At 72.0% G+C, this 11,102-nt stretch carries 12 protein-coding genes; 4 read left to right on the top strand and 8 right to left on the bottom strand.

Annotation, left to right across the window (positions count from 1 at the left end):
- The first annotated feature begins 130 nt into the window (after nucleotides 1–130).
- Nucleotides 131–784 carry a DUF1345 domain-containing protein gene (locus ACPYOM_RS17415; RefSeq protein WP_481338934.1) on the top strand — a complete coding sequence of 218 codons (654 nt, stop codon included), beginning with the start codon at nucleotides 131–133 and terminating at the stop codon, nucleotides 782–784.
- 27 nt (nucleotides 785–811) lie between these two features.
- Here ACPYOM_RS17415 and ACPYOM_RS17410 read toward each other — a convergent pair whose 3' ends face one another.
- The 4 genes from ACPYOM_RS17410 to ACPYOM_RS17395 all read right to left on the bottom strand — a co-directional run bounded on the left by ACPYOM_RS17410 (nucleotide 812) and on the right by ACPYOM_RS17395 (nucleotide 3,892).
- Nucleotides 812–2,065: an ATP-grasp domain-containing protein gene (locus ACPYOM_RS17410; protein ID WP_481346935.1), complete on the bottom strand. Its 1,254-nt coding sequence runs from the start codon at nucleotides 2,063–2,065 to the stop codon at nucleotides 812–814.
- Nucleotides 2,062–2,796, bottom strand: coding sequence for an alpha/beta hydrolase (locus ACPYOM_RS17405; protein WP_481346934.1), 735 nt, complete (start codon nucleotides 2,794–2,796; stop codon nucleotides 2,062–2,064). Before ACPYOM_RS17405 ends, ACPYOM_RS17410 begins: the two co-directional genes overlap by 4 nt.
- A 136-nt stretch (nucleotides 2,797–2,932) precedes the next feature.
- Nucleotides 2,933–3,271 carry a TfoX/Sxy family protein gene (locus ACPYOM_RS17400; protein WP_481338938.1) on the bottom strand — a complete coding sequence of 113 codons (339 nt, stop codon included), beginning with the start codon at nucleotides 3,269–3,271 and terminating at the stop codon, nucleotides 2,933–2,935.
- 72 nt (nucleotides 3,272–3,343) lie between these two features.
- The gene (locus ACPYOM_RS17395; RefSeq protein ID WP_481338940.1) at nucleotides 3,344–3,892 is read right to left on the bottom strand and encodes a type 1 glutamine amidotransferase domain-containing protein; all 549 of its coding nucleotides are present in this window, start codon (nucleotides 3,890–3,892) and stop codon (nucleotides 3,344–3,346) included.
- A gap of 122 nt (nucleotides 3,893–4,014) precedes the next feature.
- On the opposite strand from ACPYOM_RS17395, the gene ACPYOM_RS17390 reads away from it, so the two are divergent.
- The 3 genes from ACPYOM_RS17390 (at nucleotide 4,015) to ACPYOM_RS17380 (ending at nucleotide 7,516) form a co-directional block, all read left to right on the top strand.
- On the top strand, nucleotides 4,015–5,697 hold the full coding sequence (locus ACPYOM_RS17390) for an alpha-amylase family protein (RefSeq protein WP_481346933.1): 1,683 nt from the start codon (nucleotides 4,015–4,017) through the stop codon (nucleotides 5,695–5,697).
- A 37-nt stretch (nucleotides 5,698–5,734) separates the two neighbouring features.
- Nucleotides 5,735–6,454, top strand: a complete 720-nt coding sequence (locus ACPYOM_RS17385; RefSeq protein ID WP_481346932.1) for an MBL fold metallo-hydrolase — start codon at nucleotides 5,735–5,737, stop codon at nucleotides 6,452–6,454.
- Nucleotides 6,455–6,529: 75 nt separating this feature from the next.
- Complete coding sequence (locus ACPYOM_RS17380) at nucleotides 6,530–7,516, top strand: LLM class F420-dependent oxidoreductase (RefSeq protein WP_481338946.1); 987 nt, start codon at nucleotides 6,530–6,532, stop codon at nucleotides 7,514–7,516.
- Here ACPYOM_RS17380 and ACPYOM_RS17375 read toward each other — a convergent pair.
- The 4 genes from ACPYOM_RS17375 to ACPYOM_RS17360 all read right to left on the bottom strand — a co-directional run.
- Entirely contained in the window at nucleotides 7,505–8,035 is a 531-nt protein-coding gene (locus tag ACPYOM_RS17375) for a DUF4395 domain-containing protein (RefSeq protein WP_481338948.1), read from the bottom strand. The two genes, ACPYOM_RS17380 and ACPYOM_RS17375, sit on opposite strands and share 12 nt — an antisense overlap.
- A 63-nt stretch (nucleotides 8,036–8,098) precedes the next feature.
- Nucleotides 8,099–8,914 carry a DUF6498-containing protein gene (locus tag ACPYOM_RS17370; protein ID WP_481346931.1) on the bottom strand — a complete coding sequence of 272 codons (816 nt, stop codon included), beginning with the start codon at nucleotides 8,912–8,914 and terminating at the stop codon, nucleotides 8,099–8,101.
- A 58-nt stretch (nucleotides 8,915–8,972) separates the two neighbouring features.
- Nucleotides 8,973–10,523, bottom strand: coding sequence for an MFS transporter (locus ACPYOM_RS17365; protein WP_481346930.1), 1,551 nt, complete (start codon nucleotides 10,521–10,523; stop codon nucleotides 8,973–8,975).
- 24 nt (nucleotides 10,524–10,547) lie between these two features.
- A partial coding sequence (locus tag ACPYOM_RS17360; RefSeq protein WP_481346929.1) for a carboxymuconolactone decarboxylase family protein occupies nucleotides 10,548–11,102 on the bottom strand: 555 nt, incomplete at its 5' end.

Here is an 11,102-nt window from a genome sequence, read left to right as displayed (position 1 = left end):
CTGGTCGGACATGGACGACTCCTCGGACTCGGCTGGCAGGACGGCGGCCTCTCGCTCGACTAGGAGCAGTCATACCCGCGCGCGCGTTTCGGGCATCACGGCCCCAGCCCCCGCGAGTAGCCTCCACGACGTGCCCACCATCCGCCGACGCCTCCTCGTCGCGGCCACCGTCGGTGTCCTCGTCGGGGTCCTCGCGGGGCTCGTGCCCCTCGGCCCGTCCCGCGGGCTGCTCGTCCACCTGCTCGAGGGGTTCGTCGTCGCCGGACTCGTCTTCGCCGTGCCACTGCTCACGCACGTGCTCGGCCACGATGCTCCTTCGACGCGCGAGAAGGTGGCCGGCCGCGACGGCGACGCCGCCTGGTACGACGTGGTCGTCATCGTCGTCGGGCTCGCCAGCCTTTTCGGGGTCGCCGTCCTGCTCATCGCGACGAAGGCGCGCGGGTCCGAGCTCGTCGTCGACGGCGTCCTCGGGGTGCTCGCCGTCGGCGTCGGCTGGCTGTGCGTGCACACCGTCTACGTGCTGCGCTACGCGCGCCTCTACTACGCGAGCCCCGAGGGCGGCCGCCCGCCCATCGACTTCAACATGGACGCCGACCCGGCGTTCAGCGACTTCGCCTACTTCTCCTTCAACCTCGGCATGGCCTACCAGGTCTCGGACACCGCGGTGCGCTCCTCGCAGGTGCGACGCGTCGTCCTCGGGCACACGCTCCTGGCCTACCTCTACGGCACGATCGTCATCGCCTCGACGATCAACCTCGTCGTCGGCATCGGCGGCCAGTCCTAGGGCCGGCGGCCAGTCCCGGGACCGGCGTCAGGCAGCGCTGAGGCGGGCCTTCTCGTCGCGCACCCACATCGAGACCAGCCCACCGAAGTGGGCCATGAACTGGTCGCGCTCATGGGCCGGGTAGGTCGTGACGACCGTCGCCCGCAGGAGCGAGTCGAACGCGTCGGACTGCACCCAGTCGAGGACGGCGGCATCCAGGTGCGACAGGTGCTCGTCGCACCAGGCCCAGTACGCGTCGGTCTCGAAGTACTCGTCGGCGAGGGCGAGGTAGGCGTCGAGCTTGTCCTCGTCGGACAGGTCGTCGCGGTCGGCCACGTCGAAGTAGCGGTGCATCTCGAGGTCGACGCGGCCGCGGCGTCCGGTGACGAGGCAGTACGCCGACCAGCGCACGAGCGCCTTGATGGCCCACGGGAAGTAGTAGTGCAGCGACGTGACGGCCACGTCGGGGCAGGCGTTCGCGTAGTCGATCGGGTAGACGTCGTCGCCCTTGACGAGCATCTCGGCGGAGTTGAACTCCCACCCGAACATCGCGTTGACGATCCGGCTGATCGCGGCCGCCTGCCGGCCGGCCGAGGGCGTGAGGAAGTCGTAGGACACGGCGTACCGGTTGTGCATCGGCTGCTCGGGCCGGAAGTCCATGACCATCGTCTCGGGACCGATGGACAGCGCCCGCGCGAAGTGGTCGTACTCGACCGTGGCCTGCAGGTGCATGAGCATCTCGCCCGAGTCGTCGTAGGCCTTGACGAGGCCGGCCTCGTCGTCGATCCGCGAGACGCCGCGCCAGCCGCCGCCGTCGAACGGCTTCATGTACATCGGGTAGCCGAGCCGGTTGGCGATCTTCTTGAGGTCGAAGGGCCGGTTGTACTTGGCACTCGTGTAGGCCCACCGGACGTTGTCGACGGGATTCTTGTACGGCACGAGCCAGGTCTCGGGAACCTTGAGCCCCAAGCGCATCAGGGCGCAGTAGGCGCTGTGCTTCTCCATCGACTGGAACGTGAACGGGCTGTTGAGCAGGTAGGTGCCGTCGACGAGGGCGGCCTTCTTGAGCCACTCGCGCGGGTGGTAGTACCAGTGCGCGAGCCGGTCGATGACGAGCTCGGTGCGCACCGGCTGGCGCAGGTCGAACGGCTCGATGGTGAGGCGCTCGCTCGTCAGCTGGTGGGTGACGCCGTCGGCCGTCGTGATCGGGCCGACCCGCTCGAGGAGAGCCTCGAACGCTGCGGGCCAGTCCTCCTCGGCTCCCAGCAGCAGTCCGATCAGGTGGTTGCGGGTCTGCGTCATCTGCCTCTCCCTCTCGACGGGCCGGGTGCTCCCGATCCTTGCAGCAGTGTCAACAGGAACGGGTCGAAGGCGGCCTCCCAGTGGCGCCAGTCGTGCCGGCCCGGCACCTCGGCCAGCGTCACGTCGTGGCCGGTTCGCTCCAGCGTCCGTGCCATGAGGCGGTTGTTGGCGAGGTTGCCCTCCTCGGTGCCACAGGTCAGGACGATCCGCGCGCCGGTGCGCCGCCGTCGCGCCCGGCCCACGGACGCGACGAAGGAGGTGACGCGGTCCCAGTGGACGAAGGCCTCCTCGCCGTCGAGCCGCTTGCGGAAGAACGAGCCGGACTGCAGGAACAGGGCTGCGAAGGTGCCGGGGTGGCGCCACTCGGCCTGCAGCGACGCCAGGGCGCCGAGGCTGGCCCCCATGAGCACCGGAGCCTTCGGCGTCACCCATCCCGCCACGACGCGTGGGAGCACGCAGCCGACGAGCGCGTCGGCCCACCCCGGGTTGGCCGCGTAGCGCTCGTCGCGCGGGCCCGGCTCGAGGAGCACGACGCGGTGCGGGCCGATGCGTCCCGCGTCGGTCGCGCGGCGCAGGGCCGACAGCAGGTGCGCCCGGCGCGAGTACTCGGGGCCGTCGTGGGCGACGAGCAGCGGCAGCGGGTCGCCGCGGCGGGTGCCGGCCGGGGTGACGACGGCGAGGCCGACGTCACCCACCGGGGTCCCGCTCACGGTCAGCCTCGTGCGCGCCATGGGCCGACCCTACGGGGGAACGCGACGGGCGGCGGTTCGAGATGACGACCACGACCACGTCCGGGTCAGCGGTCGCGTGCGCGCCCTTCGGCCGGCGACCGGATGGTGGTCGTCATCCGCGACGCCAGCCGGCTGCCTAGGCCTTCCTCGCCTTGGGCGGCAGGGTCGCCACGTGGTCCCGCGCCCGCTCGAGCCAGGCCGACTTCTCGTCGTCGGGCATCGCCGCGGGCAGGGAGCGCCAGCCCTTCATCGGTCGCTCGTCGGGTCCGAACGGGCCCGTGCCGTCCATCGCCTCGAGCTCGGCGAGCGCATCCGGGCCGGGCTTGACGCCGACGTCCTCCCCGAAGAGCCCGGCGTACATGTTGCCGTTGACGAAGGCACCGAGGCTGCCGAACATCGGCTTGACCTCGACGCCGGGACCCTCGGTCACGAGGCCGCGGAAGTGCGCCTTGGCCTCGTCCGTGTGCTTCGGCATCTTCACGCGTCCATCACACCACTCCCGGCGCCGCCTTCGCTCGCGGTCCGGGGTCACCCCGCCGTCAGCGGGTCAGGCGGGGTTGGCGGCCGCCCCGTGCTCGAGCACCTCGACGACGGCGCCGCAGAAGTCGGGCAGGTCGTCGGGCTTGCGACTGGTGATGAGGTTGCCGTCGATGACGAGCGACTCGTCCACCCAGTCGCCGCCGGCGTTGCGGATGTCCGTCTGCAGGCTCGGCCACGAGGTGAGCCGCCGCCCGGACAGCACGCCGGCCTCCACGAGGGTCCACGGGGCGTGGCAGATCGCGGCGACCGGCTTGCCCGACGCGATGAAGTCCCGGGCGAAGGCGACCGCCTCCGGCTGGGTCCGCAGGCTGTCCGGGTTGGCGACGCCGCCGGGCAGCACGAGCGCGTCGTAGTCGTCGACCGACGCGTCGGCCACCGTGACGTCGACGTCCCTCGTGTCGGCCTTGTCGAGGTGGTTGAACATCTGGACCGTGCCGGCCTCGGGGCTGACGACGACCGCCTCGTGGCCGGCGTCGGTCACCGCCTTCCACGGCTCGGTGAGCTCGACCTGCTCGATGCCCTCGCTCGCGACGAGAAAGGCGACCTTCTTGGACACGGGAACCTCCTGGGGTCGGGACGGGTCGTGCGGGACCTGTCGCTCGTACCCAGCCGCCGTTGGCGCGTACCCGGTGGTGGGGTACGTGCCTGTAGGTCGGGGAGCCCCGTGAGGAGGAGCGCATGAAGCTGAGCCAGACCGGCGACCTGTGGTGGAAGAGCGCGGTCGTGTACTGCGCCGACGTCCAGACGTTCAACGACTCGGACGGCGACGGACAGGGCGACCTGCGCGGCATGACCGACCGCATCGAGTACCTCGCCGACCTCGGCATCACCTGCCTCTGGCTCATGCCGCTCTACCCGACGGCGGGTCGCGACGACGGCTACGACATCACCGACTTCTTCGGGGTCGACCCGCACCTGGGCGACCACGGCGACTTCGTCGAGCTCGTCCGCACGGCCAACGCCGCCGGCATCCGCGTCATCGTCGACTTCGTCATGAACCACACGAGCGACCAGCATCCCTGGTTCAAGCAGGCCCGGCGCAGCACGGACGCCCCGTACCGCGACTACTACGTCTGGTCCTCGAAGAAACCGCCGTCGACGAGGAAGGAGGTCGTCTTCCCGGACGCCGAGGACAGCATCTGGGAGCTCGACGAGCGCACCGGCGAGTGGTACCTGCACCACTTCTACCGCACTCAGCCCGACCTCAACGTCGCGAACCCGGCTGTGCAGGAGGAGATCTCGAAGACGCTCGGGTTCTGGCTGCAGCTCGGCGTGGACGGCTTCCGCGTGGACGCCGTCCCCTTCCTCTTCGCTCGCGACGGCGTGCCCGGTGTCGAGGACGACGACGCCTTCGACCCCGACCGCTACCTCGGTGACGTCCGCGCGTTCGTCCAGCGCCGCAAGGGCGCCGCCGTCCTGCTCGGCGAGGTCAACCTGCCCTACGAGCAGCAGGTCACCTTCTTCGGCGGGCCCGACGGCGACGGGCTGACGATGCAGTTCGACTTCAACGGCATGCAACGGCTCTACCTGTCCCTCGCCCGGGGTGAGGCCGGCCCGCTCGCCTCGGCCCTGCGAGAGCGTCCCACCCTGGACGAGACCAGCCAGTGGGCCAACTTCGTCCGCAACCACGACGAGCTGACGCTCGACAAGCTGTCCGACGAAGAGCGTCAGGAGGTGTTCGAGGCCTTCGGGGCCGACGAGGAGATGCAGCTCTACGGCCGTGGGCTGCGGCGCCGGCTGCCCACGATGCTCGGCGGCGACCAGCGTCGCATCCGGCTCGTCTACTCGCTGATGTTCTCCCTGCCCGGCACGCCGGTGCTCTTCTACGGCGAGGAGATCGGCATGGGCGAGAACCTCGCCGTCCCCGGACGGCTCTCGGTGCGCACGCCGATGCAGTGGTCCACCCAGCCGAACGGGGGGTTCTCGAGCGCGCCGGCTCGTCGCCTCGCCCGCCCGCTGCCGGACGGGCTCTACGGACCCGAGCACGTCAACGCCGTCGAGCAGCGCAAGGACCCCGGCTCGCTGTGGTCCTTCGTGCGCCGGCTCGTGCGCACGTACCGGCAGATGCCGCAGCTCGGGTGGTCGACGGTCGAGGTGCTCGACCACGACCAGGCGGCGGTGCTCGCCCACGTCTGCCACCGCGACGACTGGCGGATGCTGGCCGTGCACAACCTCGGCCCCGACTCCTGCGTCGTCACCCTCACCGTCGACGACCCGCCACCGGACGCCGTCCTGCGCGACGTCCTCGCGAACGACGCCGACGTCCCACTCCCTGCGGACGGACGCGTCGAGCTCCCGGTCGAGGGCTACTCCGGACGCTGGCTGCGGGTCCTGCGCCCGGGCGAGGAATGCTTCGTCTGAACCGGCCGGGGCCGCCCGCCCCCACTACGCTCGCCGCATGACCCAGGACCTCGTCGTCCCCCTCGCGCCGGGCGTGTGGCGCATCCCCCTGCTGCGCGACCTCGTCAACGGCTTCGCGTTCCGCGACGAGGACGGCCAGGTGACGCTCGTCGACATGGGCGTCCGGAGCAGCGGGCCCAAGGTGGTCGCCGCCCTCGGGGCGATCGGGTCCGGCCCCTCCGACGTGACGCGCCTGCTGCTGACCCACGCGCACCCGGACCACGCCGGTGGCGCGGCGCACGTCGCCGAGGCGACCGGACGCGGCTTCACCGTCCACACCGAGGATGCCCGGTTCGCGGCAGACGGGTCCTCGCCGCCCCGCGACCCCCGCTTCCTGCTCGGCCGCCTCTTCCAACGCTTCTCGCGCCCCGGCCGCGACTTCACACCGGTCGCGGTCGAGCACGAGATGCACGACGGCGAGGTGCTGCCGATCGCCGGGGGCCTGCGCGTCGTGCACACGCCCGGTCACTCACCCGGCCACGTCTCCCTGCTGCACGAGCCGACCGGCGTCCTCGTCACGGGGGACGCGATCTTCAACGTGCGCGGGCTCCGGTGGCCGATCAAGGCCTTCTGCACCGACTTCCGGATGACGCAGCAGACCGCCCACCGCCTCGCCGAGCTCGACTACGACGTGGCCGCGTTCACGCACGGCGCCGAGCTGCGTGAACGGCCGCGCGAGGCCATCCGCACCTTCCTGCTGCGGCACGCGCGCGCCTGACGCGACCTCGGACACCGCACCGGCTCGACGTCGGGCCGACGGTGTGGCGCTCGGTGCGAGGGGCACGACGCGCCCGTGACCACCTTCGGATACACCCTCATGACCGAGCAGAGCGGCCCCAAGGACCTCGTGCGCTGGGCGGTGGCTGCCGAGCAGGCCGGCTTCGACTTCGAGGTGTGCAGCGACCACTACTCGCCGTGGCTCACCGAGCAGGGCCACGCGCCGTACGCGTGGTCGGTGCTCGGCGCCGTCGCCCACGCCACCGAGCGGGTCGGGCTCATGACCTACGTGACGTGCCCGACGATCCGGTACCACCCCGCCGTCGTGGCCCAGAAGGCCGCGACCCTCCAGCTGCTGGCCGACGGGCGGTTCACGCTCGGCCTCGGCAGCGGCGAGAGCCTCAACGAGCACGTCGTCGGCGAGGGATGGCCCGGCGTCGTGACGCGCCAGGACATGCTGGCCGAGGCGATCGGCATCATCCGCGAGCTGCACACCGGCGAGCTCGTCACGCACCACGGCGAGTACTTCGACGTCGACTCCGCCCGCATCTGGGACTGCCCGGACGGCGGCGTGCCGATCGCGGTCGCCGTCAGCGGCGACCGGTCCATCGCGCGGCTCGCCCCGCACGCCGACCACCTCGTCGCGGTGCAGCCGGACGCGGAGACCATCTCGACGTGGAACGGGACCGAGGGCGCGCCCCGCATCGGCGACGGTGCCCGCGCGGTCGGCCAGGTCCCGGTCTGCTGGGACCCCGACGAGCGGACCGCGGTCGAGCGGGCGCACCGGCAGTTCCGGTGGTTCGGCGGCGGCTGGTCGGTCAACAGCGACCTGCCGACGCCGGCGGGCTTCCGCGGCGCCACCCAGTTCGTGCGCCCCGAGGACGTCGCCGCGTCGATCCCGTGCGGTCCCGACCTCGACCGCATCGTCGAGGCCGTCAGCCCCTACTGGGAGGCGGGGTTCACCGACATCGCGCTCGTCCAGGTCGGCGGCGACGCGCAGGAGGAGTTCCTGTCCGACGCGGCGGGCCCGCTGCTCGAGAAGCTGCGCGCGTCAGCCGGCTGACTCCCGCTCGGCGAGCAGACGCTCGCGGCGCTTGGTGATGTCCGCGCACTCGAGGCAGATCTCCTCCGGCACGAGGCCGACGCGCATGAGCCCGGAGAAGAGGATGCAGCCGACACAGATGCCGAAGACCGACTCGAGGAACGGGAAGACGACCATGACCGCGCCGATCGCGACGAGCCCGACGTGTGGCCCCGAGGACCCGGTCGCCGCCCCGAGGAGCCAGAGCGCGGTCGCGGCGAGCGTCATGACGGCGCCGATGCTCGCCGCGAACCGCTTCGGCGTGCCGGCCGTCGGCTGCTTGGCCGCCCGGACGGCGGGTCGGATCCACCGCCGGACGAGCTGCGCTGCCGGGCTGGCCTGCGGTCCGAGCGCTGCCCGCAGCGTGAAGTCGACGGCGAGGACGGCGTAGAGCCACCACTGCTGCGTCGACAGCGCGACGGCGCCGACGACGAGGACGACGGCGGCCACGAGCCGCACCGTCACGTCGTCGACGACCGCGGGGAAGCGCGAGGAACTCATGCCTGCATTATGACCTCCATAAGGCTGACTTATGCAAGCCGGTGGTCGGGATGCGACCCGGCCTCACCGCGTGGACGCGTGCTCCTTCGCCGGGGGCGTCACCCGTGCCCCAGCCGCGACGCCCGACCGCCGGGCGAGGGCGACGTGCTCGAGCAGGTGCAGGACGAGGTCGAGGCCGGTCTTGCACCCGACGAGCAGGGCGACCGCCCCCGCGTCGCGGGCGGTCGGCCCGTCCGGTCCTCCGAGGAGGAGCAGGCCGGCGAGGACCGTGACCTGCAGGAGAGCCGTCCGCGGGTACGGGACCGCCCCGACGCGGGCAGGGTCGGCGAAGGCTCGCTCGCGCCGGCCGAACCAGTTGAGCCCGACGGACAGGAGGTGGCTGAGCAGGATCACCCCCGAGGTGGCCACCCAGTCGAGCGGACCGCCCCGCAGGCCCGCCAGGACGGCGAGGACCACCGCGACCACGCCGTGGACCACGGTGAGGACCCCGAAGCGCAGGGCGAAGGTGACCGCGTCGGCCGGGTCGCCGCTGACCCACGTCTTGGCGGCGAGCCACCGTTCGAGGCCGGCGAGCCGCGGCCCGCGCGGAAAACGGGGCCGGCCCGCGGGTCCCGGCTGGCGGCCGACGGGCGAGGGGTGGCGCCGACGCGTCGAGGTCAGCAGCCTCACCGTCGTCGTGAACCAGACGACGACGGTCTCGAACCAGTACACGAGCAGCACGTCGCCCATCCCGAGGCGCCCCTCGAGCACGGCCCAGAGCGGCAGGAGGTTCGCGCCGACGAGGATCGCCGCGCTCAGCGTCCGGGCCAGCGGGGAGGGCAGGCGACGGCCCAGCCGGGCCATGAGCTCGACGCCGAGGGTGCGCAGGAGGGCGGTCACGGGCGCCCATCGTGCCATGGGCCCGTGACCGCCACCTGTCGAGAGGGTGGACGGCAGGTCACGCCGAGCGGAGCACCCGCAGGGCGCACCACGCGCAGACGACGAAGAGGGCGGCGCCGACGCCGGCCACGACGTTGAGGCTCGTCGTGAAGGCGGTCTGTGCGGCGGTGACGAGCTCGCGGGCGGCGTCCGCGGGCAGCGTCGACGCCGCCTGGACGGCCCCGGCGAGGGAGTCGAGCGCCGACGCCGTGGCGCCCGACGCGTGCCCCGCGGCGTACGGGGCGAGCTCGTCGCGGTAGACGAACGTCGCGAGGGAGCCGAGGCCGGCCACCCCGATGGCGATCCCGAACTCGCCCGACGTCTCCGACATCGAGGCCACCGAGCCGGCCCGCTCCGGCGGTGCGGACTGCATCATCACGCCCATCGTCAGCGTCGAGGGCAGCATGATCCCGAACGACGCGAGGCACATCCCGAAGACGAGCAGCCCGAGCCCCCCAGCGGCACCGACCTGCGTGTACAGGGCGAGGCCGGCCGCGCACACGAGCAACCCGTACGCCATGCTGCGCGCGGTGCCGAGGCGCCGGGCCACGCGGGCCGAGGTCGACGAGCCGACGAGCAGCGCGAGGTTGGCCGGCAGCATCCACAGGCCGGCGCCGAGCGGCGACAGGCCGGCGACGAGCTGGAGCCACTGCGAACCGAGGAACGACACCCCGGCCATGACGACGCCGCCGACGAGCATGACGGCCAGCGCCACCGAGAACGCCCGGCTGCGGAAGAGCGCGAGGTCGACGAGCGGGTTGGCGATCCGGCGCTGGCGACGGACGAACAGGACGCCCATGGCCAGGCCCGCGGTGATCGTCGTCGCGGCGAGCGAGACGCTGCCGCCGCGGGCGATCTCCTTGAAGCCGTGGATGACCGGCAGGATCGTCGCGAGCGACAGGACCGAGCTGAGCACGTCGACGCGGGCGCCGGCGTGACGCTCGGACTCGGGCAGGACGCGTCGGCCGACGAGGACGAGCAGCACCATGAACGGCACCCCGAGTAGGAACGCCGAACCCCACCAGAAGTGCTGGAGCAGGACACCGCCGACGAGCGGGCCGACAGCCATGCCGCCCATGAAGCACGAGTACCAGACGCCGATGGCCGTCATCATCTGCTTCTCGTCGTGGAAGATCGTCCGGACCAGGCCCATCGTCGAGGGCATCAGGGTCGCGCCCGCGATCCCGAGGACCGCCCGCCAGACGATGAGCTGGCCGGGGCTGCTCGCGTAGGCCGCGCAGGCGCTCGCGACGCCGAAGGCGACCGCGCCCACGAGCAGCAGCCGCTTGCGGCCGATGCGGTCGCCGACCGCACCCATCGTCACGAGGAAGCCGGCCAGGACGAAGCTGTAGATGTCGAGCATCCACAGCTGTTGCGTCGTGCTCGCGTGCAGGTCGGCGGACAGCTCCGGCAACGCGAGGTAGAGGACGCTGACGTCGAGCGACAGCAGCAGGGCGGTCAGCGCCAGCACGCCGAGGGCGAGCCACTGGCGGCGCGTCGGCGTGCTGGCGGAGGTGCTGGCCGTGGTGGTGGCCGTGGTGGTGGTCTGGGGCTCGGTGATCGTCGTCATGCCCTCACGTCGATCACCGAACCGTCATTTCGACACGGCCTGCGCCATCGGGGCCAGGCCGCACGATGTGGCGAAGCCCTCCGACTCGATGCCGAGCGCGATGTTCGAGCGGGTCGTGAGGTTGGCGAACCCGATCACCGTGGTCAGCTCGACGAGCCCCGCCGGGCCGAGCTCGCGAAGCAGGTGCGCGACGAGCTCCTCGGACGGCTCGGGCGGCGTCTGGCTCATCGCCTCCGCGTACTCCATGACCGAGCGCTCGAGCGGCGAGAACACGTCGGACTCGCGCCACCTCGGGATCTCGCGGGCCTTGTCGACGTCGAGGCCCTGGTTGTAGGCCATGAAGTAGTTGAAGTCGAGGCACCACGAGCAGCCGAGCATGGCGGCGACGGCCATGTGCGCGAAGGACTTGAGGCCCTCGTCGCACTCGTGCGCCTTCTGGATCTTCTGGCCCAGGCCCATCGTGGCCCGCAGCAGGGGCTGGTGGTGCCACATCACGCCGAGCGACTCGGGGACGCGGCCGAACAGCTTCGTGCTGAACCGCTTGACGAGGGCGCCGTAGGGGCCGGTGATCTCCTTGGC

Source organism: Monashia sp. HAY1-2A (assembly GCF_056755315.1).
Note: the sequence above shows the minus strand (reverse complement) of the source record. Positions and strands in the feature narration are given on the sequence as shown.

Bases quoted from the DNA above. Each gene is read 5' to 3' on its own strand.
- ACPYOM_RS17410 (WP_481346935.1), bottom strand. From the start codon at position 2,065: ATGACGCAGACCCGCAACCACCTGATCGGACTGCTGCTGGGAGCCGAG.
- ACPYOM_RS17405 (WP_481346934.1), bottom strand. From the start codon at position 2,796: ATGGCGCGCACGAGGCTGACCGTGAGCGGGACCCCGGTGGGTGACGTC.
- ACPYOM_RS17400 (WP_481338938.1), bottom strand. From the start codon at position 3,271: ATGCCGAAGCACACGGACGAGGCCAAGGCGCACTTCCGCGGCCTCGTG.
- ACPYOM_RS17390 (WP_481346933.1), top strand. From the start codon at position 4,015: ATGAAGCTGAGCCAGACCGGCGACCTGTGGTGGAAGAGCGCGGTCGTG.
- ACPYOM_RS17385 (WP_481346932.1), top strand. From the start codon at position 5,735: ATGACCCAGGACCTCGTCGTCCCCCTCGCGCCGGGCGTGTGGCGCATC.
- ACPYOM_RS17375 (WP_481338948.1), bottom strand. From the start codon at position 8,035: ATGAGTTCCTCGCGCTTCCCCGCGGTCGTCGACGACGTGACGGTGCGG.
- ACPYOM_RS17365 (WP_481346930.1), bottom strand. From the start codon at position 10,523: ATGACGACGATCACCGAGCCCCAGACCACCACCACGGCCACCACCACG.